Annotated in this window: 21 protein-coding genes; 17 read left to right on the top strand and 4 right to left on the bottom strand. The window is 62.5% G+C overall.

Annotation, left to right across the window (positions count from 1 at the left end; all coding sequences use genetic code 11):
- From FSO04_RS34490 to map, 3 genes are all read right to left on the bottom strand, one after another.
- A partial coding sequence (locus FSO04_RS34490) for a hypothetical protein (protein WP_199203081.1) occupies positions 1 to 1,099 on the bottom strand: 1,099 nt, incomplete at its 3' end.
- A 154-nt stretch (positions 1,100 to 1,253) separates the two neighbouring features.
- The gene (locus tag FSO04_RS34485; RefSeq protein WP_154566007.1) at positions 1,254 to 3,833 is read right to left on the bottom strand and encodes a [protein-PII] uridylyltransferase; all 2,580 of its coding nucleotides are present in this window, start codon (positions 3,831 to 3,833) and stop codon (positions 1,254 to 1,256) included.
- A gap of 32 nt (positions 3,834 to 3,865) precedes the next feature.
- Positions 3,866 to 4,675 carry a type I methionyl aminopeptidase gene (gene map, locus FSO04_RS34480; protein WP_154566006.1) on the bottom strand — a complete coding sequence of 270 codons (810 nt, stop codon included), beginning with the start codon at positions 4,673 to 4,675 and terminating at the stop codon, positions 3,866 to 3,868.
- A 401-nt stretch (positions 4,676 to 5,076) separates the two neighbouring features.
- Between map and rpsB the strand changes: the two genes are divergently transcribed.
- The 16 genes from rpsB to FSO04_RS34400 all read left to right on the top strand — a co-directional run bounded on the left by rpsB (position 5,077) and on the right by FSO04_RS34400 (position 21,308).
- Positions 5,077 to 5,829: a 30S ribosomal protein S2 gene (gene rpsB, locus FSO04_RS34475; protein ID WP_154566005.1), complete on the top strand. Its 753-nt coding sequence runs from the start codon at positions 5,077 to 5,079 to the stop codon at positions 5,827 to 5,829.
- Positions 5,830 to 6,021: 192 nt separating this feature from the next.
- A complete protein-coding gene (gene tsf, locus FSO04_RS34470) occupies positions 6,022 to 6,903 on the top strand; it encodes a translation elongation factor Ts (RefSeq protein ID WP_097389605.1) in 882 nt (293 codons plus the stop codon).
- Between the two features lie 217 nt (positions 6,904 to 7,120).
- Complete coding sequence (gene pyrH / locus FSO04_RS34465; protein ID WP_006048674.1) at positions 7,121 to 7,834, top strand: UMP kinase; 714 nt, start codon at positions 7,121 to 7,123, stop codon at positions 7,832 to 7,834.
- A 100-nt stretch (positions 7,835 to 7,934) separates the two neighbouring features.
- On the top strand, positions 7,935 to 8,495 hold the full coding sequence (gene frr / locus FSO04_RS34460) for a ribosome recycling factor (protein ID WP_054035184.1): 561 nt from the start codon (positions 7,935 to 7,937) through the stop codon (positions 8,493 to 8,495).
- Between the two features lie 64 nt (positions 8,496 to 8,559).
- Positions 8,560 to 9,342, top strand: a complete 783-nt coding sequence (gene uppS / locus FSO04_RS34455; protein WP_154566004.1) for a polyprenyl diphosphate synthase — start codon at positions 8,560 to 8,562, stop codon at positions 9,340 to 9,342.
- Positions 9,336 to 10,157, top strand: coding sequence for a phosphatidate cytidylyltransferase (locus FSO04_RS34450; protein ID WP_154566003.1), 822 nt, complete (start codon positions 9,336 to 9,338; stop codon positions 10,155 to 10,157). Before uppS ends, FSO04_RS34450 begins: the two co-directional genes overlap by 7 nt.
- Positions 10,158 to 10,167: 10 nt before the next feature.
- Positions 10,168 to 11,373, top strand: a complete 1,206-nt coding sequence (locus FSO04_RS34445; protein ID WP_154566002.1) for a 1-deoxy-D-xylulose-5-phosphate reductoisomerase — start codon at positions 10,168 to 10,170, stop codon at positions 11,371 to 11,373.
- A gap of 7 nt (positions 11,374 to 11,380) precedes the next feature.
- A complete protein-coding gene (gene rseP, locus FSO04_RS34440) occupies positions 11,381 to 12,766 on the top strand; it encodes an RIP metalloprotease RseP (protein ID WP_154566001.1) in 1,386 nt (461 codons plus the stop codon).
- A gap of 67 nt (positions 12,767 to 12,833) precedes the next feature.
- Positions 12,834 to 15,137 (top strand): outer membrane protein assembly factor BamA, encoded by a 2,304-nt coding sequence (bamA, locus tag FSO04_RS34435; protein WP_154566000.1) that lies wholly within the window; start codon positions 12,834 to 12,836, stop codon positions 15,135 to 15,137.
- A gap of 74 nt (positions 15,138 to 15,211) precedes the next feature.
- On the top strand, positions 15,212 to 15,748 hold the full coding sequence (locus tag FSO04_RS34430; RefSeq protein ID WP_171925998.1) for an OmpH/Skp family outer membrane protein: 537 nt from the start codon (positions 15,212 to 15,214) through the stop codon (positions 15,746 to 15,748).
- A 108-nt stretch (positions 15,749 to 15,856) separates the two neighbouring features.
- Positions 15,857 to 16,960 (top strand): UDP-3-O-(3-hydroxymyristoyl)glucosamine N-acyltransferase, encoded by a 1,104-nt coding sequence (lpxD, locus tag FSO04_RS34425; protein ID WP_154565999.1) that lies wholly within the window; start codon positions 15,857 to 15,859, stop codon positions 16,958 to 16,960.
- 222 nt (positions 16,961 to 17,182) lie between these two features.
- Entirely contained in the window at positions 17,183 to 17,647 is a 465-nt protein-coding gene (fabZ, locus tag FSO04_RS34420) for a 3-hydroxyacyl-ACP dehydratase FabZ (RefSeq protein WP_020065638.1), read from the top strand.
- Between the two features lie 97 nt (positions 17,648 to 17,744).
- The gene (gene lpxA, locus FSO04_RS34415) at positions 17,745 to 18,533 is read left to right on the top strand and encodes an acyl-ACP--UDP-N-acetylglucosamine O-acyltransferase (protein ID WP_154565998.1); all 789 of its coding nucleotides are present in this window, start codon (positions 17,745 to 17,747) and stop codon (positions 18,531 to 18,533) included.
- 3 nt (positions 18,534 to 18,536) lie between these two features.
- On the top strand, positions 18,537 to 19,706 hold the full coding sequence (gene lpxB / locus FSO04_RS34410; protein WP_154565997.1) for a lipid-A-disaccharide synthase: 1,170 nt from the start codon (positions 18,537 to 18,539) through the stop codon (positions 19,704 to 19,706).
- Positions 19,703 to 20,464 carry a ribonuclease HII gene (gene rnhB / locus FSO04_RS34405; protein WP_168435948.1) on the top strand — a complete coding sequence of 254 codons (762 nt, stop codon included), beginning with the start codon at positions 19,703 to 19,705 and terminating at the stop codon, positions 20,462 to 20,464. The genes lpxB and rnhB overlap by 4 nt, the downstream gene beginning before the upstream one ends.
- A 61-nt stretch (positions 20,465 to 20,525) precedes the next feature.
- Positions 20,526 to 21,308 (top strand): TrmH family RNA methyltransferase, encoded by a 783-nt coding sequence (locus tag FSO04_RS34400; protein ID WP_168435949.1) that lies wholly within the window; start codon positions 20,526 to 20,528, stop codon positions 21,306 to 21,308.
- Positions 21,309 to 21,384: 76 nt separating this feature from the next.
- Here the strand turns inward: FSO04_RS34400 and ppsR are convergent, their stop codons facing one another.
- Positions 21,385 to 22,200, bottom strand: a complete 816-nt coding sequence (gene ppsR, locus FSO04_RS34395) for a posphoenolpyruvate synthetase regulatory kinase/phosphorylase PpsR (protein ID WP_154565996.1) — start codon at positions 22,198 to 22,200, stop codon at positions 21,385 to 21,387.
- A 550-nt stretch (positions 22,201 to 22,750) separates the two neighbouring features.
- On the opposite strand from ppsR, the gene ppsA reads away from it, so the two are divergent.
- Positions 22,751 to 25,156: a phosphoenolpyruvate synthase gene (gene ppsA, locus FSO04_RS34390; protein ID WP_154565995.1), complete on the top strand. Its 2,406-nt coding sequence runs from the start codon at positions 22,751 to 22,753 to the stop codon at positions 25,154 to 25,156.
- The last annotated feature ends 47 nt before the right edge of the window (positions 25,157 to 25,203 follow it).

Genomic DNA, 25,203 nt, shown 5'->3' with positions numbered 1-25,203 from the left:
CGGTCACGGTAGCCGCCTTTGACGGGCTTCGCGAAAGTGCGCTCGCCACGCTCGGAGGCGCCACGTTCGCCTTCAAAACGGCGCGGTGCTGCACTGTCGCTGCGCGGACCGCGCTCGCCAGTACGGCGCTCCTGAGGGGCGCCACGGTCGCTGCCGAAGCGGGGCCGATCCAAGGCGTCGCGTGCCGGACGCTCGCCACGCGGTCCACCTTCCGACGGACGGCCTGCACCCGGACGCGGACCGCTGAACGAGCGGCGTTCGCCTTCGTCGCGGCGCGGGGCGCGGTTGCCTTCGAAACTGCGCGGAGCGCGTTCGCTGCGATCTGTGCTGCCTTCGAAGCGGCGGGGTGCGCGTTCGCCGCGATCGCCAGTACCTTCAAACCGGCGCGGGGCGCCTTGGCTGCGTTCACCGTCAGCGCGACGCGGAGCACGTTCACTGCGATCACCACCGCCTTCAAACTTGCGAGGTGCACGCTCACTATCGTCCCGACGCGGCGGACGGTCGTTGCCCTCAAATCGACGCGGAGCGCTTTGGCTACGTTCGCCGTCAGCACGGCGCGGAGCGCGTTCGCTGCGATCAGCGCCACCTTCAAACTTACGGGGTGCACGAGCGCCCTCGTCCCGACGCGGCGCACGATCGCCGCCGCCTTCAAACCGGCGCGGAGCGCCTTGGCTACGTTCGCCGTCAGCACGGCGCGGCGCGCGTTCGCTACGATCAGCACCACCTTCAAACTTACGGGGCGCACGAACGCCCTCGTCCCGACGCGGCGCACGATCGCCGCCGCCTTCAAATCGGCGTGGAGCGCCTTGACTACGTTCGCCGTCAGCGCGGCGCGGAGCACGTTCGCTACGATCGCCACCACCTTCAAACCGACGTGGCGCACGTTCACCATCGTCCCGATGCGGAGCGCGATCACTGCTGCCTTCGAAGCGACGTGGCGCACCACCGGCCCCTTCACGCCGCGGCGGCCGGCGCGCAGCGCCAGCATCCCGCTCGCGGGAAAACGATCCTTCAGCCCGTGGCGCACGCGCCCCGGCGCCTGCCGGCTTGCCCGCACCCGCCGGCCGCTTGCCACCACCCGCTGCGCCAGCGCCTTCACCCCGCGCCCCGTTAAACCCGGCCGTCGGCGTAGACGGCCTCGGCCCGGTCGGGCGCGTCGGCTTACGCGCCGAATTGCTTCCGGTACGGACAGGGGCGCGTTCGGACGAAGCCGGCCGCGGGTGCTTGGCTGTTAATTTGACTCGCATGAAATCTCACACTGCAATCGCGCGCAGCAGTTCGGTCTCGACCTGAATTTGCAGGCGGTTGTCCGACAGACCGTGTCCATCCAGCAGGAACACGTCTTCGACACGTTCGCCGAGCGTATTGATCCGCGCCGACGCAACGCCGACCCGGTGCTCGGCCAGCACGCGCGCGATTGAATAAAGAAGGCCTGGCCGGTCGTTCGCAGACACGGACAGGATGTAATATTGGCCGCGCTCGTCGGCCCGAAGATCGACGCGCGGCGTAACAGGGAAGGTCCGCGACAGCCGTGACAAACGGCCTTTCGACGGTCCCGGAAGCAGGGTGCCGTCACCGGTCAGGCGTGCGGTCAGTTCCTGTTCGACCAGATTGGCAATATCGCGATAATGCACGTCTTCTTCGGTATGCGCGACGAGGAAATTATCGAGCGCGTACCCGTGGCGGGTCGTGCTGACCCGCGCATCGAGCACCGACAAGCCATTGCGGTCGAAATACGCACAAATGCCGGCGAACAGATCGGGCTGGTCTTTCACATACACCAGCACCTGAAGCGCCTCGCCGATCGGCGAAGGACGCGCCCGCACGATCGGCGTCGCGGTTTCGACGTGCCGGTACAGCACACGGGTCTGCCACGCGATATCCGCGGCGTCGTGGCGCAGGAAATAGCCGATATCCAGCTTGTCCCATAGCGCCTTTTGCGAGCCTTCCGGCACGGTTTCGAGGCGCAGCAGCGCAAGCGCCTCTTCCTGGCGCGATTTCAGTTCCGAATGCGCGTCAGGCCGTGCGCCGCCGAGCACCGCCAACGTTGCGCGGTAGAGGTCCTCGAGCAGCTTGCCTTTCCACGTGTTCCAGACTTTCGGGCTGGTGCCGCGAATGTCGGCCACGGTCAACAGGTAAAGCGCGGTGAGCCGGCGCTCGTTGCCGACCAGTTCGGCAAAGCGCTTGATGACTTCGGGGTCGCTCGTATCCTGCTTCTGCGCGACCTGGCTCATGGTCAGATGCTGCTGAACCAGCCAGACGACCAATTCGCCATCCTCGCCTTCGATGCCATGGTTGCGGCAGAAGCGCCGCGCGTCGGCCATGCCGAGCGTGGAATGGTCGCCGCCGCGGCCCTTGGCGATGTCGTGAAACAGCGCCGCCACGTACAGCACCCACGGCCGGTCGAAATTGGCGATCAACTGGCTGCAGAACGGATATTCGTGCGCGTGCTCGGCGACCGCGAAGCGGCGCAGATTGCGCAGCACCATGAGGATGTGCTGATCGACCGTATAGACGTGATACAGGTCGTGCTGCATCTGCCCGACGATGCGCCGGAAGTTCAGCAGATAGCGCCCGAGCACGCTGGTCTGGTTCATCAGCCGCAGCGCGTGCGTGATGCCGGCCGGCTGCTTCAGGATGTCCATGAACAGGCGCCCGTTTTCCGGATCTCGCCGCCAATGCTGGTCCATCACGTCGCGGGCGTTGTAGATCGCGCGTAGGGTACGCGCCGACAAACCCTTCACGCCCGGCGTCTGTTCGTAGAGCAGGAAGGCTTCGAGGATCGCGTTCGGCTCGCGCTGGAAGACGTCATCGCTGGCGATCTCCAGCATGCCCTGCTTCTCGACGAAACGGTCCGACAGCACGCGCGTGATGCCGCTTGTGTTCGGGAAGAGCTGCGCTTCGATGTTCTGGATCAGGATGGTGGCGAGCTGCGTAACGGCTTTGGCGGACCAGTAATAGCGGCGCATCAGTTGTTCGCTGGCGCGCTTCGTGGCCGTCGGTTTATAGCCGAAGCTTTCGGCCACCGGCGTTTGCAGGTCGAACACCAGAATGTCCTGGCGGCGGCCGGCGATCACATGCAAGCGGGCACGCAGCGTTTTCAGGAAGCCTTCATTGCGGCGCAGTTCGCGCGCTTCGCGCTCGGTGATCAGGCCGCGTGCTTCGAGCTCGCGCCAACTGCTGCCGAAGCCGGCCGCCTGGGTAATCCACAGAATCAGTTGCAGATCGCGCAGGCCGCCCGGGCTTTCCTTGATGTTCGGCTCGAGCGCATACGGCGTGTCCTGAAACTTGGCGTGCCGCTGGCGCATTTCCAGTACTTTGGCCTGGAAGAACGCGCGCGGGTCGAGCGTTTCGCGGTAGCGCTTCGCAAAGTCGTCGAAGAGCAGGGTGCTGCCCGTAATGCGTCGCGCTTCGAGCAGCGAGGTGCGCACGGTGACGTCGTTGGCGGCTTCTTCGACACACTGCACCACGCTGCGCACGCTGCTGCCGAGTTCGAGCCCCAAATCCCACGCGAGGCTGATAAAACGTTCGATGCGCGCTTCGAGATGCGCGATCGGCGCGTCGGGCAGCAGGACCAGAATGTCGATGTCGGAGTGCGGCGCGAGTTCGCCCCGCCCGTAGCCGCCGACCGCGAGCAGCGCCAGCTCGGGCGGCAGCTCACAGGTATTCCAGGCGGCGCGCAGCGACTCGTCCGTGGCGCGCGCCAGCGCGGCCATCAGCGAGTCGACGTTGGAGGCGGTCTTGAAGCGTTCCAGCAACTGGGCTTTGGCCACTTTGTAGTCCGCCTTGAGCGACGTGGCATAGGATTGGGCGACGGCTGGAACACTACTCATTGGCAGGCGGGCGGGTTGGGGGCGGAAGTCGTTCAGGCCGTGGCCGCGACAACCGGCGGACGCGCGGGCGTGCCGGCCGAGATAGTCAGCACGTCGTAACCGGTTTCGGTGACGAGCACGGTGTGTTCCCACTGTGCCGACAGGCTGCGGTCCTTGGTTTTGACGGTCCACTGATCCGGCATGGTGCGGATGTCGCGCCGACCGGCGTTGATCATCGGTTCGATCGTAAAGATCATGCCGGTCTGCAGTTCGAGCCCGGTGCCGGGACGGCCGTAGTGCAAAATCTGCGGGTCCTCGTGAAACACCGTGCCGATGCCGTGGCCGCAATATTCGCGCACCACGCTGTAGCCTTGCCCTTCAGCATGCTTCTGGATGGCGTAGCCGATGTCGCCGAGATGGGCGCCCGGGCGCACCTGATCGATGCCGAGCCACATGCATTCGAAGGTGGTCTGCACGAGGCGCTTGGCCATGATCGAGCCTTCGCCGACGATGAACATCCGGCTGGTGTCGCCGAAATAGCCTTCCTTGATCACCGTGACGTCGATATTCAGTGCGTCGCCGTTTTTCAGCGTCTTGTCGCCCGGAATACCGTGACAGATCACGTCGTTCACGGAAATGCAGGTGGCTTTCGGGTAAGGCGGATAGCCGGGCGGCTGATAATTCAGCGGCGCCGGAACCGTGCCTTGCACCTGGAGCATGTATTCGTGACACAGCCGGTCGAGTTCGCCGGTCGTGATGCCGGCCGTGACGAACGGCGTGATGTAGTCGAGCACTTCGCTAGCGAGCTTGCAGGCGACGCGCATCTGCGCGATATCGTGTTCGTTTTTGAGCGTAATAGCCATGAGTCGGGCCTGAAATGCGATTTATTGTAAGATTATCGCACCATATTCCCGCTGCCGCAGGGTTTTGCCACGGTTTTGCAATAAGGTGGTGGGAGCGCAGGTGCAACCCGCCTGCGGCAAACGGGAGCTACCGCGCAGGTTGAGTCGGCCGATAGTCACGTGCTATAATCTTTGGCTAAGTCGATCTCTGTCTTATTTTGTTGCTCTATTAGTCACTCTGATAAGCGCAAACTGGCAGGAAAGGCGCCTCGTAGCGATAGTTGCCTGCGCTACAGGTCAGGCAGTGCCAAGGCAGCAGACTCGCAAGCCGGCGCACCCAGGGTGTCCGTCGCGTTCAGCCAAAAAAGGCAGCGCGGCAGATACGGCAGCCGGCTTAAGACCCAACCCTCGCGGAGATTTTCATGGCAGTTACCATGCGTCAAATGCTGGAAGCCGGTGTCCACTTCGGTCACCAAACGCGCTTCTGGAACCCGAAGATGGCCCCCTTCATTTTCGGCCATCGCAACAAGATTCACATCATCAACCTCGAAAAGACGCTGCCGATGTACAACGACGCGCTGAAGTACGCGCGTCAACTGGCAGCGAATCGCGGCACGATCCTGTTCGTCGGCACGAAGCGTCAATCGCGCGACACGATCGCTGAAGAAGCACAGCGCGCTGGCATGCCTTACGTCAACGCACGCTGGCTCGGCGGCATGCTGACCAACTTCAAGACGCTGAAGGTCTCGATCAAGCGCCTGAAGGACATGGAAGCATCGCTGGAAGCTGGCGAAACCGAACGCATGAGCAAGAAGGAAGCGCTCCTGTTCGAACGCGAAATGGCCAAGCTGCAAAAGTCGATCGGCGGCGTGAAAGACATGGGCGGCATTCCGGACGCGATCTTCGTGGTCGACGTCGGCTACCACAAGATTGCCGTGACCGAAGCGAACAAGCTCGGTATTCCGGTCATCGCCGTGGTCGATACGAACCACTCGCCGGAAGGCATCGACTACGTGATCCCGGGTAACGACGACGCTTCGAAGGCTGTCGCTCTGTACACGGCTGGCGTGGCTGACGCAATCGTCGAAGGCCGTGCTAACGCGGTTAACGAAGTGGTGCAAGCTGCTCGCGGTGGTGATGGCGACGAGTTCGTCGAGGTCAACCCGGAAGCGTAAAGCTGCCCCGTGTCCGGCAAAAAAGGGGGCTTTCTACAGGCCCCCTTTTTTTAAGCCGCGACAAAGTAGTGGTGTGCTGTGAGTAGTGCTGAAACATAGCCCGTAAAAAATACGTGCGACGTTGAAACGAATTCTTGCCGCCGGTATCGAAGTCCGCGCGGCGTGTGACAGACGGAACTCAAGGAGCAAATGATGGCGGCAATTACCGCAAGCATGGTTGCAGAACTGCGCGCAAAGACCGACGCGCCGATGATGGAATGCAAGAAGGCGCTGACGGAAGCTGAAGGCGACATGGCGCGCGCTGAAGAGCTGCTGCGCGTGAAGCTGGGCAACAAGGCCAGCAAGGCAGCGTCGCGCGTGACGGCTGAAGGCGTGGTCGCATCGTTCATCGGCGGCAACGCTGGTTCGCTGGTCGAACTGAACTGCGAAACCGACTTCGTTTCGAAGAACGACGACTTCCTGGCATTCTCGAAGACGGTCGCTGAACTGGTCGCTACGCAAAACCCGGCTGACGTCGCTGCCCTGTCGGCACTGCCGTTGGACGGCTCGACGGTCGACGCAGTGCGCCTCGCACTGGTTGGCAAGATCGGTGAAAACCTGTCGATCCGCCGTTTCGTGCGTTTCGAAACCTCGAACAAGCTGGCAGCATACCTGCACGGCACGCGTATCGGCGTGCTGGTCGAGTACACCGGCGCGGACGAGCAGGTCGGCAAGGACGTGGCAATGCACATCGCCGCCATGAAGCCGGTCTCGCTGTCGTCGGACGACGTCCCGGCCGATCTGATCGCGAAGGAACGTAGCATTGCTGAGCAGAAGGCTGCTGAATCGGGCAAGCCGGCTGAAATCGTCGCCAAGATGGTCGACGGCAGCGTGCAGAAGTACCTGAAGGAAGTGTCGCTGCTGAACCAGACGTTCGTTAAGAACGACAAGCAGACGATCGAACAGATGCTGAAGGCTGGCAACGCGAGCGTGCAGAAGTTCGCGCTGTTCGTGGTCGGCGAAGGCATCGAGAAGAAGCAGGACGACTTCGCAGCCGAAGTGGCCGCTCAAGTCGCTGCTGCAAAGCAACAATAAGTATCGCTTAAGCTTCAGTTAGTACCGTTGGACCCGCGGCGGAGCAAGACTCTGCCGCGGTCGGCAGCGCCGCAAGGCTGCACGCGGGTGACCCTCGTGGCGCACGCCGCTGGCGGACCCCAGGGTTCGTCAATTTGGCGACGCTTGCCCGAATCAGCATTTCACCCCTACATTAGTCCCTTGTTGTTGCCCTGTTCTGCGCGATCTGGATACCTCTATGCCCACTGCCTATAAACGCGTCCTGCTCAAACTCTCCGGTGAAGCTCTGATGGGCGACGATGCCTTCGGCATCAATCGCGCGACCATCGAACGAATGGTAGCGGACGTGGCCGAAGTGGTCCGTCTCGGAACGCAGCTGGCCGTGGTGATCGGCGGCGGTAATATTTTCCGCGGCGTCGCGGGCGGCGCGGCCGGTATGGATCGCGCCACGGCTGACTACATGGGTATGCTGGCCACCATGATGAACGCGCTGGCGCTGCAGGACGCAATGCGCCACGCCGGTATCGAAGCGCGCGTGCAATCCGCGCTGCGTATGGACCAGGTGGTCGAGCCTTACATCCGCCCGCGTGCGATTCGCCAGCTCGAAGAAGGCAAAGTCGTCATTTTCGCGGCCGGCACCGGCAACCCGTTCTTCACGACCGACACGGCCGCCGCACTGCGAGGTTCGGAAATCGGCGCGGAAGTCGTGCTGAAAGCCACCAAGGTGGACGGCGTTTATTCAGCCGACCCCAAGAAAGACCCGAGCGCGACTCGTTACACCACGATCAGCTTCGACGAAGCCATCGGCCGCAATCTGCAGGTGATGGACGCCACGGCATTCGCGCTGTGCCGCGATCAGAAGCTGCCGATCCGGGTGTTTTCGATCGTCAAGCCGGGTGCGCTCAAGCGCATCGTACTAGGCGAGGACGAGGGCACCCTCGTCCACGTGTAAACTCTCGTTCACATAACGTGGGCTTTAACGCGGGCCCAGGCCGCCGCATAGTGCGCGCGCTGGCCGGCTCGCACCGTTTTGAAGGTTCGGAGGTTTAAAAATGTCTGTGGCTGATATCAGGAAGGGCGCTGAACAAAAGATGCAGCGTTCCATCGACGCGTTCAAGAACGACCTGTCGAAGATCCGCACGGGCCGTGCACACACGGGCCTGCTCGATCACATCCAGTGCGATTACTACGGTTCGCCGGTGCCGATTTCGCAGGTCGCGAATCTGACGCTGATCGACGCACGCACGATCGGCGTGCAGCCGTGGGAAAAGAAGATGGTCCAGGTCGTCGAAAAGGCGATTCGCGAGTCGGACCTCGGTCTGAACCCGGCTACGCAAGGCGACGTGATCCGCGTGCCGATGCCCGCGCTGACCGAAGAACGCCGCCGCGAACTGACCAAAGTGGTCAAGAGCGAGGCGGAAACGGCCAAGGTCGCTGTTCGTAACCTGCGCCGTGATGCAAACGAGCAACTGAAGAAGCTCGTGAAAGACAAAGAAATTTCTGAAGATGACGAGCGCCGTGCAGGTGACGACGTTCAGAAACTGACGGACAAGTTCGTCACGGAAATCGACAAGCTTGTAGTGACCAAAGAAGCCGAGATCATGACGGTCTGAGGCCGGTTGGCTCAGCACCTTTAAGATCTCCACTTCTTTTTTTGCAGTCACTGTCCCGACGGCCATGACCTATACCAGCTCAACCGTGCGCGTGCCTGATGTCGCCGCGGTGCCGCGACATATCGCGATCATCATGGACGGCAACGGCCGTTGGGCGACCCAGCGCCGTCTGCCGCGCGTGGCCGGCCATACGCGCGGCGTCGACGCAGTGCGTGCGGCCGTCGAGGCCTGCGCCCGGCAGGGCGTCGAATATCTGACGCTGTTTGCCTTCAGCTCGGAAAACTGGCGCCGCCCGAACGACGAAGTGTCGTTCCTGATGCGCCTGTTCGTCACCGCGCTGGAGCGCGAGATCGGCAAGCTGCACGCGAACGGCATCCGTCTGCGCGTGGTTGGCGATCTGTCCCGATTCGATACGCGCATCCGCGACCTGATCCGGCGCGCGGAAACCAAAACCGCGCGCAATACCCGCCTCACGCTCACCATTGCCGCCAACTACGGCGGCCGCTGGGACATCATGCAGGCCACCCGCAAGCTCGCCGAACAATCGGCGCTGGCGGGCAAGGCGGTCGAGGTGAACGAGGACTCGTTCGCCGAACACCTGTCGATGGCCTATGCGCCGGAGCCGGACCTTTTTATCCGCACCGGCGGCGAGCGCCGCGTCAGCAACTTCCTGCTGTGGCAACTCGCTTACACCGAGTTCTACTTCACCGACACGTTCTGGCCGGATTTCGACGCCGACGCGCTCGGCCACGCCATCGCATCCTACGCGGAGCGTGAGCGCCGCTTCGGCCGCACCAGTGCTCAACTCGAGCCGCAATCGCAGAACGTCGATTCGCTTCCATGCTAAAAACCCGTGTCATCACGGCGATCATCCTGCTGGCGATCTTCCTGCCGGTCACGCTGTTCGCGCCGGTGGGCGCGTTCGGCGCGCTGATCGCCTTCGTCGTCGTGTTCGCCGCGTGGGAGTGGGCGCGTCTGCTGAAGCTCGGCGGCGCGGGCCCGGTCATTTACGCGCTGGTTGCTGCGGTGGCGCTGGTCGCGAGCACGCGGTTCGGCACCGGCGTCGAGGAGCCCCGGCCGCTCTTTCAGGCGGCCGCCATTTTCTGGGTGATCGCGGGGCCGTATGTGCTCCTGCGCAAGCCGACTCTCGCGCAAGGCGCCTGGCGCGCGTTTCTCTTTCTTGCCGGCATTGTGGTATTCGTCGCGTGCTGGCATGCTCTCGTCGCCGCGCGCATGCAGGGCGTGGCCTTCGTGCTGTCGCTGCTCCTATTGGTATGGCTGGCCGATATCGGCGCATACTTCTCTGGAAAAGCTTTCGGAAAGCACAAGCTGGCGCCTGCCATCAGCCCGGGTAAGACTTGGGAAGGCGCGATCGGCGGCTGGCTGGTGGTGATGATCGTCGCGGCGGCGGCGGTCTTTTTGCACGCGTTCGAGCCGACCCTGTATTCTGCGCTGCTGGCGCAATGGGGCGCCGTCCGTACGCTGCTCGCCCTGACCCTGCTGGTGGTATTCAGCGTGGTGGGCGACCTGTTCGAATCCATGATGAAACGCCAGGCCGGAGTGAAAGATTCAAGCGGCCTGTTGCCTGGGCACGGTGGCGTACTCGACCGCATCGACGCATTGTTGCCGGTGCTGCCGCTTGCCATGCTGCTGCTCGGCTAGAGAAAGAGATATGCAAAAACGTCTGACATTGCTCGGTTCCACGGGCTCGATTGGAGACAGCACGCTCGACGTCGTCGCGCGTCATCCCGAGCGCTTTTCGGTGTACGCGCTCACGGCGCATCGCAACGGCGACAAGCTCGTCGAGCAATGCCTGCGCTTTCAGCCTGAAGTCGCGGTAGTCGGCGACGCCGATACCGCTGCGCATGTCGCGGCGAAGTTGCGCGAAGCCGGCTGCAAGACCGAAGTCACGTATGGGCCGCAAGCGCTCGTCGACGTGTCGAAGAGTGACGGCTGCGATACGGTTGTAGCGGCGATTGTCGGCGCGGCAGGCCTCGCGCCGAGTCTCGCTGCCGCGCGCGCCGGCAAGCGCATCCTGCTCGCCAACAAGGAAGCGCTGGTGATGTCCGGCGCGATCTTCATGGACGCGGTGCGAGACAACGGCGCCGTGCTGCTGCCGGTCGACAGCGAACACAACGCGATTTTCCAGTGTCTGCCGCGCGAAGCCGCACAGCATGGCGGCGTGTCGAAGATCATCCTGACCGCGTCAGGCGGCCCGTTCCGCACGCGCGAACCGGCCACGCTGGTCGACGTCACGCCGGACGAAGCATGCAAGCATCCGAACTGGGTCATGGGCCGCAAGATTTCGGTCGACTCGGCCACGATGATGAACAAAGGCCTTGAAGTGATCGAGGCGCACTGGCTCTTCGATCTGCCGGGCGAGCGCATCGAGGTGCTGATTCACCCGCAAAGCGTGATCCATTCGATGGTGTCGTACGCCGACGGCTCGGTGCTCGCACAACTGGGCAATCCCGACATGCGCACGCCGATCGCGCATGCGCTGGCATTTCCGGACCGCGTCGATTCGGGCGTGGCGCAACTGGATCTGCTGCAGGTCGCATCGCTGTCGTTCGAAAAACCGGATTACACGCGCTTCCCGTGTCTCGCGCTCGCGGTGAAAGCGCTGGCCGAGGGAGGCCTCGCGAGCGCGGCGCTCAATGCCGCGAACGAAGTCGCTGTTGAAGCGTTCCTGTCGCGCCAGATCGGCTTCATGGCGATCGCTCAGGTAGTCGACGCCGTACTCAACGCGTTGCCGAACCGCAGCGCGCACGCGCTAGAAGACGTGATCGAAGCGGATGCGGCCGCGCGCCGCGCCGCTGCCGACTTCATCGCGCGCCTGCCGGTCAGCGCCCGTCGCACGGAACGCGCCGTCCAGTGAGACGCCTATGAACCTGCTGATCGAACTGCTTGCCTTCGCGGTCGCGATTGGCGTACTCGTGGTCGTCCACGAGTACGGGCATTACAGCGTGGCGCGTTTGTGCGGCGTCAAGGTGCTGCGTTTCTCGATCGGCTTCGGCAAGCCGCTGTTCCAATGGGTGAGCCCGAAGACGGGCACCGAATGGACGATTGCCGCACTGCCGCTCGGCGGCTACGTGAAGATGCTCGACGAGCGCGAAACCGGCGGGGCGCCGATTCCCGTTGAAGCCTTGCCGCATGCGTTCAACCGGCAGTCGGTGTGGCGCCGCTTCGCGATTGTCGTCGCCGGGCCGGTCGCGAATTTCCTGCTTGCCATCGTGCTGTTCGCCCTTGTGTTCGCCACGGGCGTGACGGAACCGGCGGCTGTGGTGGCGGCGCCTGCGCCGAATACGCCGGCAGCACTGGCCGGTTTCGACGGTGGCGAAACGATTGTGGCGGTTCGTGCGGAGAACGCCGGCGAATCCGAGCGAGTGCGTTCGTGGTCCGACCTGCGCTGGAAACTGCTGGGCGCGGCATTCGATCACAAGCGCGTCGTGCTGAGCGCGAAAGACGCGCACGGCACCTCGGATTTCCAGCTGGATCTGCGTGGTATCACCGAGAAAGACGTCGACGACGACTTCATGTCGCGTCTCGGTTTCGAGCCGGGTGGTGGCAAGCTGACGGTCGCCGGGGTGCAGCCGGGTAGCGCGGCGCAAAAGGCAGGCCTTGCGGTGGGCGACCGTCTGCGCGCGATCAACGGTATCCCTACCGACAATGCCACGGCCTTCATCGCTTATGTAAAATCGCACGCCGGCACGCCCGTGACGCTGCAGGTAGAGCGTGGTGGGCAAGCCGCGGGCAAGCTGGAAGACGTTCGCATCGTCCCGCAGTCGCAGCGGGATGACGCGACGGGGCAGCAGATCGGCCGTATCGGTGCGGAGCTCGCCACCCAGGTGCCGTCGATCGACGTGCGTTACGGGCCGGTCGAAAGCCTGCAACTGGGCGCACGCCGTACGTGGGATCTGGCTGTTTATTCGGTGCGCATGTTCGGACGGATGATTGTTGGCGAGGCATCGCTCAAGAATCTTTCCGGCCCCGTGACGATCGCCGATTACGCAGGAAAGAGCGCACGTCTAGGTCCTTCTGCATTCCTGTCGTTCCTGGCCCTTGTCAGTATTAGCCTCGGCGTACTGAACCTGTTACCAATTCCGGTATTGGACGGGGGTCATCTGTTATATTATTTGGTTGAAGCTGTAACCGGCAAAGTTGTCTCCGATCGCTGGCAACTCGTTTTTCAGAGGGCGGGTCTCGCCTGCATCGTCGCGTTGTCGGCGATTGCGCTGTTCAACGATCTGGCTCGTTTAATCCATTTTTAAAGTGTCTGGCGGCGTTCACGATGGCGACCGCCCGACCTGATGCAGCTATACACACTGGGGAAGCACGTTGTTTAAACCTCATCGCTTTGTTCCAAAGACGGTTATAGCCGCGGCGTTTGCCGCGCATGGGCTGGTTGCTCACGCAACGACGCCCTTCGTGGTGCAAGACATCCGGATCGAGGGATTGCAACGCGTCGAACCCGGTACCGTGTTCGCGTACCTGCCCATCAAGCAAGGCGACACCTTTAGCGACGACAAGGCTTCCGAAGCCATTCGCGCGCTGTACGCCACGGGCTTCTTCAATGACGTCAAGATCGCGACGGAAGGCAGTGTCGTCATCGTCCAGGTGCTGGAACGTCCGGCCATCGGCACGATCGACTTCGCCGGCATTCACGAGTTCGACAAGGAAAACCTGACCAAGGCGCTGCGCGCGGTCGGTTTGTCGCAAGGCCGTTACTACGACAAGGCACTTGTCGACAAGGCTGAGCAGGAACTGAAGCGCCAGTACCTGACGCGTGGCTACTATGCCGCCGAAGTCACCACGACGATCACGCCGATCGACCGCAACCGCGTGTCGGTGCTGTTCTCGGTGGCTGAAGGTCCGAGCGCGAAGATCCGCCAGATCAACTTCATCGGCAACAAGGCGTTCAGCACGGGTACGCTGCGCGACGAAATGCAGTTGTCCACGCCGAACTGGTTCTCGTGGTACACGAAGAACGACCTGTACGCGAAAGACAAGCTCACCGGCGACCTCGAAAACGTCCGCTCGTATTACCTGAATCGCGGCTACCTTGAGTTCAACATCGACTCGACCCAGGTGTCGATCTCGCCGGACAAGAAGGACATGTATCTGACGGTCACGCTGCACGAAGGCGAGCCGTACACGATCAACAGCATCAAGCTGGCTGGTAACCTGCTCGACCGCGAGCCGGAGCTGAACAAGCTCATCAAGATCAAACCAGGCGACCGTTTCTCGGCTGAAAAGCTGCAAGCCACCACCAAGGCGATCGTCGACAAGCTCGGCGAATATGGCTATGCGTTCGCTACTGTCAACGCGCAGCCGCAGATCGATCAGGAACACCACAAGGTCGACCTGACGCTGCAAGTGGACCCGAGCCGCCGCGTGTACGTGCGCCGCATCAACGTGGTCGGCAACACGCGCACTCGCGACGAAGTGGTGCGCCGCGAAATGCGCCAGCTCGAAAGCTCGTGGTTCGATTCGAACCGCCTCGCGCTGTCGAAAGACCGGATCAACCGTCTCGGCTACTTCACGGACGTGGACGTGACCACGGTGCCGGTGGAAGGCACGCCGGACCAGGTCGATGTGGACGTCAAGGTGGCTGAAAAGCCGACCGGCGCGATCACGTTGGGCGCGGGCTTCTCGTCGACGGACAAGGTGGTGCTCTCGGCCGGCGTGTCGCAGGACAACGTGTTCGGTTCGGGTACGAGTCTCTCGGTGAACGTGAATACCGCCAAGACGTACCGTACCTTGACGGTTACGCAGGTCGACCCGTATTTCACGGTCGACGGCATCAAGCGGATTACCGACGTCTACTACCGTACGTACCAGCCGCTGTACTACTCGACGGATTCGAGCTTCAAGATCGTCACGATCGGTGGTGACCTGAAGTTCGGTATTCCGTTCTCCGAAGTCGATACGGTGTATTTCGGCGCCGGCCTCGAGCAAAACCAGCTGGACGTCGACGCGAACACGCCGCAGAGCTACAAGGACTACGTAGCCGCCTTCGGCCGTGTGTCGAATAACGTGCCGATCACGGTGGGTTGGTCGCGCGACGCGCGTGACAGCGCACTGGTGCCGAGCCGCGGCTACTTCACGCAGGCGAACGCCGAATACGGCACGCCGATCGGCGGCACGCAGTACTACAAGGCCGACATCAACGCGCAGTACTATTATTCGTTCTCGCGCGGGTTCGTGCTGGGCTTCAACTTCCAGGGCGGTTACGGTAACGGTCTCGGCGGCAAGCCATATCCGATTTTCAAGAACTACTACGCGGGCGGTATCGGTTCGGTGCGGGGCTACGAGCCGAGTTCGCTGGGTCCGCGCGATGCGAAGACGAACGACCCGATCGGCGGCTCGAAGCTGCTGGTGGGTAACATCGAGTTGACGTTCCCGCTGCCGGGTACGGGCTACGACCGCACGCTGCGTGTCTTCACGTTCCTCGACGGCGGTAACGTCTGGGGTACGGAAGGTAACAGCATCGGCGCGAACGGCCTGCGTTACGGCTACGGTGTCGGTCTTGCGTGGATCTCGCCGATTGGCCCGCTCAAGCTCAGCTTGGGCTTCCCGCTCACTAAGCACACCGGCGACCAGTATCAGAAGTTCCAGTTCCAGATCGGGACGGCATTCTGATCCGGCGGAGGGCGACCCGGGCCTTTACGGGTGGCTTCCGGCGGTGGGCCCGGCCAAACTACAGTATCGAGAGGATGACTTTGCGAACCGGTATGTTTTCGAAACGTGTGGCTTGCGCGCTGGCGCTGGCAATGACGCTGGGTGTCGGCGTAGCGGGGGTCGCGCACGCCCAGGAAGCCAGGATCGCTGCGGTGAATTCGGACCGTATCCTGCGCGAATCGGCTGCCGCGAAGGCTGCACAGGTCAAGCTCGAGGCGGAGTTCGCCAAGCGCGACAAGGACCTGGCCGATATGGCGCAGAAGCTGAAGTCGATGTCCGACTCGCTCGACAAGAACGGTGCGTCGATGTCGGCCGCCGATCGCGCGCAGAAGCAGCGCGATCTGTCACAGTTGGATACGGACTTTCAGCGCAAGCAACGCGAGTTTCGCGAGGACCTGAACCAGCGCCGCAACGAAGAGCTGGCGGCGGTGCTCGACCGGGCCAACAAGGTGATCAAGCAGATCGCTGAGCAACAGCATTACGACCTGATCGTTCAGGAAGCGGTGTACGTGAGCCCGCGCATCGACATTACCGATCAGGTGCTCAAGGCACTGGCGGCATCGGGCAACTGAACGCGCGCGCCGGGCACCGGCCGGGTTGCAGCGCAGGGTCGTAGAACTGACAAGTTGGACTGATTGTGCAGCAATCATCTCGCATGGGATCGGAGACAGAGGATAGGCATGGCATTTACGCTTGAGGACATCGTCCAGCAGTTCGGCGGTGAAGTAGTCGGAGAAGGTTCGCAGCGCGTCGGCAGTCTGGCGCCGCTCGACCAGGCAGGCCCGGACCAGCTGGCGTTCCTCGCCAATCCGAAGTACCTGTCGCAGGTCGAGACGACCCGTGCGGGCGCGGTGTTGATCAATGCCGACGACCTCTCGAAACTCAGCTCCCTTACAGGCCGTAACTTCATCGTCACGCCGAATCCGTACGCTTACTTCGCGCGCGTCGCGCAGACATTCATCGACATGGCAGCGCCCAAGGCCGTGCCCGGTGTGCATCCGAGCGCGACGATCGACCCGTCGGCCCAGATTGCCGCGAGCGCGGTGATCGGTCCGCACGTCACGGTGGAAGCGGGCGCGGTGATCGGCGAAAACGTGCGTCTGGACGCCAACGTGGTGATCGGCCGCGGCACGCGAATCGGTGCGGGCTCGCATCTGTATCCGAACGTCGCGGTGTATTACGGCTGCAAGCTCGGCGAGCGCGTGATTGTGCACGCCGGCGCGGTGATCGGTTCGGACGGTTTTGGCTTCGCGCCGGATTTCGTCGGTGAAGGCGATGCGCGTACCGGCAGTTGGGTGAAAATTCCGCAGGTCGGCGGTGTGTCGATCGCGGCGGACGTCGAAATCGGTGCGAACACCACCATCGACCGCGGCGCCATGGCCGACACGATCATCGAGGAGTGCGTGAAAATCGACAACCTCGTGCAGATCGGCCACAACTGCAAGGTCGGCGCTTACACCGTGATCGCCGGCTGTGCGGGCATTGCAGGCAGCACCACGATCGGCCGTCATTGCATGATCGGCGGCGCGGTTGGGATCGCCGGACACGTCACGCTGGCTGACTATGTGATCGTCACGGCGAAGTCGGGCGTCTCGAAGTCCTTGCTGAAGCCTGGCCTGTACACAAGCGCATTCCCGGCTGTGAACCATGCCGACTGGAACAAGAGTGCCGCTTTGCTGCGTAACATCGACAAACTTCGCGATCGTATCAAGGCGCTCGAAAATGCCGCTTCGGCAGGCAAGCCAGCCGGCGCGGCAAGCAATTCCGCGGGCGACGAAGCCTGAGAAGTATCGCGCTGACCTGCGGGTCAACCCGCACAACAATCCGCGGGCCAACCGGCCGGTACCGCGTAAAATAGCGGGCAAGCATCAGGAAGCAAAGTCGGTTGCCGTGACCGGGTGGCATGGCCGCCTGGTTTCGACAAGCGCCGGCAGCACGCGTTACCAACCCACCTGCACCAGCATCCGCAGTCATCATCGCGCAGTCAATGCGTGAGTAGAAACACCATGAGCACCGAAAAAATCAATCTCGACATTCATAAGATTCTCACGCTGCTGCCCCATCGTTACCCGATCCTGCTGGTCGACCGGGTGCTCGAACTCGAGCCGCATAAGAGCATCAAAGCGTTGAAGAACGTGTCGATCAATGAGCCGTATTTCCAGGGTCACTTTCCGACCCGTCCGGTGATGCCCGGCGTGCTGATCCTCGAAGCGCTCGCGCAAACGGCAGCCCTGCTGACGTTTTCGGAAGAGCCGAGCGATCCGTCGAACACGCTGTATCTGTTCGTGGGCATCGACAACGCGCGTTTCAAGCGCGTGGTGGAACCGGGCGATCAGCTGATCCTGAACTGCACGTTCGAGCGTCATATGCGCGGCATCTGGAAGTTCAAGGCGCGCGCCGAAGTGGATGGAGCCGTAGCGGCGGAAGCCGATCTGATGTGCGCGGTGCGGCACACGGACAAAGACGCTTGAAGCCGGTGTCCGGACGACGGTCAGCGGCTTTTCCCGAGCGCTGCGAACTCCGGCTACGCCCATCCAGACAACGCAACAGAATCAGAAGCGAGGACGCATGAGCAGGATTCATCCCACTGCGATCGTCGAACCGGGCGCACAAGTCGACGAATCCGTCGAAATCGGACCGTATGCCGTCATCGGCGCACATGTGACGATCGGCGCACGGAGCACGGTCGGTTCGCACAGCGTGATCGAAGGTCACACCACGATCGGCGAAGACAACCGCATCGGCCACTATGCATCGGTCGGCGGCCGTCCGCAGGACATGAAGTACAAAGACGAGCCGACCCGGCTCGTGATCGGCAATCGCAACACGATCCGTGAATTCACCACGATCCACACCGGCACGATGCAGGACGCGGGCGTCACTACGCTGGGCGACGACAACTGGATCATGGCCTACGTGCACATCGGGCACGACTGCCACGTCGGCAACAACGTGATTCTGTCGAGCAATGCGCAGATGGCCGGCCACGTGACGATTGGCGACCATGCGATTATCGGCGGCATGTCGGGCGTGCATCAGTTCGTGCGCATCGGCGAGCATTCGATGCTGGGCGGTGCTTCGGCGCTCGTGCAGGACATCCCGCCGTTCGTGATCGCTGCCGGCAACAAGGCCGAGCCTCACGGTATCAATGTCGAAGGTCTGCGCCGCCGTGGTTTCTCCGCAGACGCGATCTCGGCGCTGCGCTCGGCGTACCGCTTGCTGTACAAGAACGGCCTGTCGCTTGAAGAAGCGAAGCTGCAGTTGCGCGAACTCGCATCCGCGGGTGGCGATGGCGATGCGCCGGTACAAACGCTGCTCGCGTTTGTCGAAGCGTCGCAACGCGGCATCATCCGCTAACCGATGGCTTTGAACCCGAGTCCCCTGCGCGTCGCGATGGTGGCAGGCGAGCCGTCCGGCGACCTGCTGGCGGCGTCGCTGCTCGACGGCCTCGCGAGCCGTCTGCCCGCCGGTACCCAGTATTACGGGATCGGCGGCCCGCGCATGATCGCCACGGGTTTCGACGCCCACTGGCCAATGGAGAAGCTGACGGTGCGCGGCTATGTCGAAGCACTGCGGCATATTCCAGAAATCCTCGGCATCCGCAACGAACTGAAGCGCCAACTGCTGGCCGAGCCGCCGTCGGTGTTCGTCGGCGTGGACGCGCCCGATTTCAACTTCGGACTCGAGCATCCGTTGCGCGACGCGGGTATTCCGACCGTTCACTTCGTTTGCCCGTCGATCTGGGCGTGGCGAGGTGGGCGCACCAAAAAGATCGCCAAAGCGGTCGACCACATGCTGTGCGTGTTCCCGTTCGAAACGGCGCTGCTGGAAAAGGCCGGCATCGCGGCTTCGTACGTGGGCCATCCGCTCGCCGACGAAATTCCTCTGGTACCCGACACGCTTGGCGCGCGCCGCACGCTCGGCCTTGCCGAAAGCGGTCCGATCATCGCGGTGCTGCCGGGCAGCCGGCGCTCGGAGATCGATCTGATCGGTCCGACGTTCTTTGCCGCGATGGAAATGATGCAGCACCAGGAGCCCAGTTTGCGTTTCGTGATGCCGGCGGCCACGCCCGCATTGCGCGAAATGCTACGGCCGCTGGTCGATGCGCATCCTGGTCTCGCGCTGACCATTACCGACGGCCAGGCGCAAATCGCGATGACGGCGGCCGATGCGATCCTCGTCAAGAGCGGCACGGTGACGCTGGAAGCCGCGCTGCTGAAAAAGCCGATGGTGATCTCGTACAAGGTGCCCTGGCTGACCGGCCAGATCATGCGACGCCAAGGCTATCTGCCGTATGTTGGCTTGCCGAACATTCTGGCGGGGCGTTTCGTCGTGCCGGAAATTCTGCAGCACTTCGCGACGCCCCAGGCGCTCGCCGAAGCGACGCTGAAACAGTTGCGCGACGAGGCCAACCGGCGCACGCTGACGGAAATCTTCACGGAGATGCATCACGTGCTGAAGCAGAACACCGCGCAGCGTGCAGCGGAAGTCGTGGCGAGCGTCGTCGAAAAGCGGAAGGCTCGGCCGTGACCACCGCTCGCGCTCCACGCCGCAAGGCCGCGGCTGTTGCAGGCGCGGCAACGCGGCAGGTCGGTCTGGACTTTGAAACGCCGGATGACATCGTCTGCGGCGTCGACGAAGCCGGGCGCGGGCCGCTGGCTGGCCCGGTGGTCGCTGCGGCGGTGATTTTCGATCCGTCGAAGCCGATGATCCGCGGCCTCGACGATTCGAAAGCGCTCACCGCGAAAAAGCGCGACGAACTCTACGACAAGATCGTCGACCGGGCACTTGCGTACTGCATCGCGTCCGCTAGCGTCGAAGAAATCGATACGCTGAACATCCTGCACGCCACCATGCTGGCGATGAAGCGGGCGGTCGAAGGCCTTTCGGTCGTGCCGACGCTCGTGAAAATCGACGGCAATCGCTGCCCAACGCTGAGCGTTCGCAGCGAAGCCGTGATCGGCGGTGATGCCTTGGTCAAAAGCATTTCGGCGGCGTCGATTCTTGCCAAGGTCACGCGTGACCGGATGCTGCTCGAACTGCATCAAGCCTATCCGGTCTACGGTTTTAACGCGCATGCCGGCTACGGCACGCCGCAGCATCTCGCGGCGCTGCGCGAACATGGGCCCTGCGAGCATCATCGGCGCTCGTTCGCACCGGTGCGTGAAGCGCATCAGCGTTTCGGCACGGCTTTGAAGCAGCCGGCGGGCGACGTGATCGTCGTGTCTCGAACGCTCACGAATGCCATGCTCGACGACGACGCCTTCGGCGAACGCAGCGGCGCGTAAGCGCTGCGCGTTGTCCGGCGCGTCGCCCATTCTTTCCTCATTCTCACTGTCTTCGCTGCCTGTGAAAGCCATCACCTCGCGGGACAATCCGCTCTACAAGCGCCTCAAGGCACTGGCCGGCTCGACGCATCAGCAGCGTCGCAGTGGCCACGCGTTGCTCGAAGGGTTCCATCTCGCGAGCGCGTATCTCGACGTCGCCGGGCAGCCGGAAATGTGCATCGTTACCGAGGGCGCGTTGCGCCACGACGAAGCGCAGGCCATCGTGTCGCGCATCGACGAGCACCGTATCGTCACGCTGCCCGATGCATTGTTCGGCCAGGTGTCGAACGTCGTGCACGGTGTCGGGATTCTGCTGCTGGTCGAAAAGCTCGATACGCCGCTGCCGGAGAATGTCGGAGAAACCTGCCTCGTACTCGATGGCGTGCAGGATGCCGGCAACGTCGGTTCGATTCTACGGAGCGCGGCGGCCGCCGGTATTCAGCAGGTGTTTTGCGCGCCGGGCACCGCGTACGCGTGGTCGTCGAAGGTATTGCGCTCGGGCATGGGCGCGCATTTCCTGTTGCAAATCCACGAGGATGTCGAGGCGCAGGTATTGATCGAGCGCCTGGCTGTGCCCATCGTCATTACGGATTCGCACGGTGCCGAGGCGATTTACGACTGCGATCTAAGCGGGCCGCTCGCGTGGGTGTTCGGCAACGAAGGGGCGGGCGTATCGCAGACCTGGCGCGATGCGGTTTCGTTGCGGGTGACGATTCCTCAGCCGGGCGGCATGGAATCGCTCAATGTGGCCGCCGCCGCGGCTATCTGCGTGTTCGAACAGTGCCGCCAGCAGCGCCGCGCGTGACATTGCACTGACTGCTGGTCTGAGGCGACCTCCGCGATCACCTCAGCACCACGCACGCCCGCAAAACAGGCGCCGCTCAATAAACCGGCCGGTCCAGCTTGATCTCCTGCAGGATCGTCGTCGCGATTTCTTCGATCGACTTATGCGTCGACGACAACCACTTGACGCCTTCGCGCCGCATCATCGCTTCCGCCTCGTTGATCTCGTAGCGGCAATTTTCCGGCGCGGCGTACTTGCTGCCCGGGCGGCGCTCGTTACGGATCTCCGACAGCCGCTGCGGATCGATCGATAAACCAAACATCTTCTGCCGATGCGCCAATAGCGGCGTAGGCAGCTTGCCGCGCTCGAAGTCTTCCGGAATCAACGGATAGTTGGCCGCTTTCACGCCGTACTGCATGGCCAGATACAGGCTCGTCGGTGTCTTGCCGCTGCGCGACACGCCGACCAGAATCACATCGGCATCGGCCAGATTGCGGTTCGATTGACCGTCGTCGTGGGCGAGCGAGAAGTTGATCGCTTCGATCCGGTTCTTGTATTCCTCGGTATCGGCGTTCTGGTGGCCGCGACCCATCGCGTGGCTCGACTTGAGCTCCAGTTCCTGCTCGAGCGGCTCCACGAAGGTCTGAAACATGTCCAGCACGAGCGCATTCGAGCCTTTGACGATCTGATTCGAGGCGCTGTCCACCAGCGTCGTAAAGACGATCGGGCGGCGGCCGTCCTGCTGGATCGCTTCGTTGATCTTTTCTAGCGTGGCGTAGGCTTTTTCCGTCGAGTCGACGAAGGGCACGCGAACCAGGCGGAATTTCTGGTCGAACTGGGAGAGGATCGAATGCGCGAAGGTTTCGGCAGTGATCCCGGTACCGTCGGAGACGATGAATACGGTGGGCGGCATCAGTGGGGCTGGGGAACGTGAGCGGGAAAAAGCGCTCGAATGAAACATCGCTGCATGGATGTCGCTGCACGGTGGCTAACCGGAGATTGCAGCGGCGTCATGTCAGCGCGCCGTGGGCACCGCAATTGCGTCCGGATGGCGGTGGGGCCTCGCGAGAGCCTCGCAAGAGCCCGTCAGCCGGTCCGGGGCGCGATTCGAGGCGCAATTCTCGTCCGACTGTCACATTTTGAGAGTCGGCACGGTAGAATAGCGGCAACCTGTTGGATAAGCAATTGCAGGCGATTGGCGTCTAACTCACCGCGAACGGTCGGTCAACGCCACGCTTTGCGCCGGTAACTTGCGGCAAATTGAGAGATTGGGGCGGATCGATCGGTAATTTCGTCCAACCGCTTTCTACGTCGTGCATCCGGCGCTTTTCAGCCTTCGCGGCCATTTGCAGCGATTGCTTCTCCAACAGGTTGTGCAAGACGCGAGGTCACGCTTCCAATGGGCGTCTCGCGTTCAAGCCCACTTGCACAGCCGTGAATTTCTTTCACACTTAGGGGCTTGTATGACTAACGCAGTTACCGTCGCAAAGGAAGAGGCGTATGTAGTTCCGTTCGAGCAGTTGCGGATGACCGATGTGGAGATTGTCGGCGGCAAGAATGCGTCGCTTGGCGAGATGATCAGTCAGCTCGCCGAAGCCGGCGTGCGCGTGCCGACTGGCTTCGCCACCACGGCGCTGGCTTTCCGTGACTTCCTGCATCACAACAACCTGACTGAACGCATCGCCAAACGTCTCGAAACGCTCGACGTCGACGACGTGAAAGCGCTCGCCGAAGCGGGCAAGGAGATCCGTCAATGGATCGTCGACGCCCCGATGCAGCCGCGTCTCGAAGCGGATATCCGCGCAGGTTTCGACACCCTGCAAAACAGCTCGCCTGAAGAGTTGTCGTTTGCCGTGCGTTCGTCGGCAACGGCAGAAGACTTGCCGGACGCATCGTTCGCGGGTCAGCAGGAAAGCTACCTCAACGTGGTCGGTATCGACGAGGTGCTCGATCGCATGAAGCACGTGTTCGCGTCGCTGTACAACGACCGTGCAATCTCCTATCGCGTCCACAAGGGCTTCACCCACGCTGAAGTCGCGTTGTCGGCTGGTGTGCAGCGCATGGTGCGCTCGGACGTCGGTGCGGCAGGCGTGATGTTCACGCTGGACACGGAATCGGGCTTCAAGGACGCCGTCTTCATCACGTCGAGCTACGGGCTGGGCGAAACGGTCGTGCAAGGCGCCGTGAATCCGGACGAGTTCTACGTCTTCAAGACCACGCTCGCACAAGGCAAGTACCCGATCATCCGCCGCTCGATCGGCTCGAAGCTGATCAAGATGGAATTCACCAAGGCGGGCGAAGAAGGCCGCGTGAAGACCGTCGACGTCGCGCACGAGCAGCGCAACCGTTTCTCGATCACCGACGAAGACGTGATCGAGCTCGCGAAATACGCCGTCATCATTGAAAAGCACTACGAGCGTCCGATGGACATCGAGTGGGGCAAGGACGGCCGCGACGGCAAGATCTTCATCCTGCAGGCGCGCCCGGAAACGGTGAAGAGCCAGGCTGCGGGCAAGGCCGAGCAACGTTTCAAGCTGAAGGGCCAATCGAACGTGCTGACTACCGGCCGCGCGATCGGCCAGAAGATCGGTGCGGGTCCGGTGCGCGTGATTCACGATCCGTCGGAAATGGACCGTGTGCAGCCGGGCGACGTGCTGGTGGCCGACATGACCGACCCGAACTGGGAGCCGGTCATGAAGCGCGCATCCGCGATCGTCACGAACCGTGGCGGCCGTACCTGCCACGCGGCAATTATCGCGCGTGAGCTGGGCGTGCCGGCGGTGGGCGGGTGCGGCGAACCGACCGACCTGCTGAAGGACGGCGCGCTGGTGACCGTGTCCTGCGCGGAAGGCGATGAAGGCAAGATCTATGACGGTCTGCTCGAAACCGAAATCACCGAAGTGCAGCGCGGCGAACTGCCGCCGATTCCGGTGAAGATCATGATGAACGTCGGCAATCCGCAACTGGCTTTCGACTTCTCGCAACTGCCGAACGCAGGTGTGGGTCTGGCGCGGCTCGAGTTCATCATCAACAACAACATCGGCGTTCACCCGAAGGCGATTCTCGAGTACCCGAACATCGATCAGGACCTGAAGAAGGCCGTGGAAAGCGTGGCACGTGGCCATGCATCGCCGCGCGCGTTCTACGTCGACAAGCTGACCGAAGGCATCGCAACGATCGCAGCGGCGTTCTATCCGAAGCCCGTGATCGTGCGTCTGTCGGACTTCAAGTCGAACGAGTACAAGAAGCTGATCGGCGGTTCGCGTTACGAGCCGGACGAAGAAAACCCGATGCTGGGCTTCCGTGGCGCATCGCGCTACATCGCTGACGACTTCGCCGAAGCGTTCCAGATGGAATGCATCGCGCTGAAGAAGGTGCGTGAGGAGATGGGCCTCGACAACGTCGAGATCATGGTGCCGTTCGTGCGTACGCTGAAGCAGGCGGAACGCGTGGTCGGGCTGCTGGAGAAGTTCGGCCTGAAGCGCGGCGAGAAGGGCTTGCGCCTGATCATGATGTGCGAAGTGCCGTCGAACGCGATTCTCGCCGAAGAATTCCTGCAATTCTTCGACGGCTTCTCGATCGGTTCGAACGACCTGACGCAGCTCACGCTCGGCCTCGACCGCGACTCGGGCATGGAACTGCTGGCAGTCGATTTCGACGAACGCGATCCGGCCGTCAAGTTCCTGTTGAAGCGCGCGATCGATACGTGCCTGCGCCTGAACAAGTACGTCGGTATCTGCGGCCAGGGCCCTTCGGATCATCCGGACTTTGCGCAATGGCTGACCGATGAGGGCATCAAGTCGATCTCGCTGAACCCGGACTCGATCGTCGAGACGTGGCAGAAGTTGGCGAAGTCGTCGGCGAAGTAAGTGAAGTAAAAAAGCGAAATAAATAAGCGCGGGGCAGGTGCCCGATA

The sequence above is a fragment of the Paraburkholderia madseniana genome (assembly GCF_009690905.1).
Lineage (GTDB): Bacteria > Pseudomonadota > Gammaproteobacteria > Burkholderiales > Burkholderiaceae > Paraburkholderia > Paraburkholderia madseniana.
Note: the sequence above shows the minus strand (reverse complement) of the source record. Positions and strands in the feature narration are given on the sequence as shown.

Bases quoted from the DNA above. Each gene is read 5' to 3' on its own strand.
- map (WP_154566006.1), bottom strand. From the start codon at position 4,675: ATGGCTATTACGCTCAAAAACGAACACGATATCGCGCAGATGCGCGTC.
- uppS (WP_154566004.1), top strand. From the start codon at position 8,560: ATGACCTATACCAGCTCAACCGTGCGCGTGCCTGATGTCGCCGCGGTG.
- frr (WP_054035184.1), top strand. From the start codon at position 7,935: ATGTCTGTGGCTGATATCAGGAAGGGCGCTGAACAAAAGATGCAGCGT.
- lpxD (WP_154565999.1), top strand. From the start codon at position 15,857: ATGGCATTTACGCTTGAGGACATCGTCCAGCAGTTCGGCGGTGAAGTA.
- ppsA (WP_154565995.1), top strand. From the start codon at position 22,751: ATGACTAACGCAGTTACCGTCGCAAAGGAAGAGGCGTATGTAGTTCCG.
- FSO04_RS34430 (WP_171925998.1), top strand. From the start codon at position 15,212: ATGACTTTGCGAACCGGTATGTTTTCGAAACGTGTGGCTTGCGCGCTG.
- FSO04_RS34450 (WP_154566003.1), top strand. From the start codon at position 9,336: ATGCTAAAAACCCGTGTCATCACGGCGATCATCCTGCTGGCGATCTTC.
- lpxA (WP_154565998.1), top strand. From the start codon at position 17,745: ATGAGCAGGATTCATCCCACTGCGATCGTCGAACCGGGCGCACAAGTC.
- rpsB (WP_154566005.1), top strand. From the start codon at position 5,077: ATGGCAGTTACCATGCGTCAAATGCTGGAAGCCGGTGTCCACTTCGGT.
- pyrH (WP_006048674.1), top strand. From the start codon at position 7,121: ATGCCCACTGCCTATAAACGCGTCCTGCTCAAACTCTCCGGTGAAGCT.
- lpxB (WP_154565997.1), top strand. From the start codon at position 18,537: ATGGCTTTGAACCCGAGTCCCCTGCGCGTCGCGATGGTGGCAGGCGAG.
- FSO04_RS34445 (WP_154566002.1), top strand. From the start codon at position 10,168: ATGCAAAAACGTCTGACATTGCTCGGTTCCACGGGCTCGATTGGAGAC.
- FSO04_RS34485 (WP_154566007.1), bottom strand. From the start codon at position 3,833: ATGAGTAGTGTTCCAGCCGTCGCCCAATCCTATGCCACGTCGCTCAAG.
- tsf (WP_097389605.1), top strand. From the start codon at position 6,022: ATGGCGGCAATTACCGCAAGCATGGTTGCAGAACTGCGCGCAAAGACC.
- fabZ (WP_020065638.1), top strand. From the start codon at position 17,183: ATGAGCACCGAAAAAATCAATCTCGACATTCATAAGATTCTCACGCTG.
- rseP (WP_154566001.1), top strand. From the start codon at position 11,381: ATGAACCTGCTGATCGAACTGCTTGCCTTCGCGGTCGCGATTGGCGTA.
- ppsR (WP_154565996.1), bottom strand. From the start codon at position 22,200: ATGCCGCCCACCGTATTCATCGTCTCCGACGGTACCGGGATCACTGCC.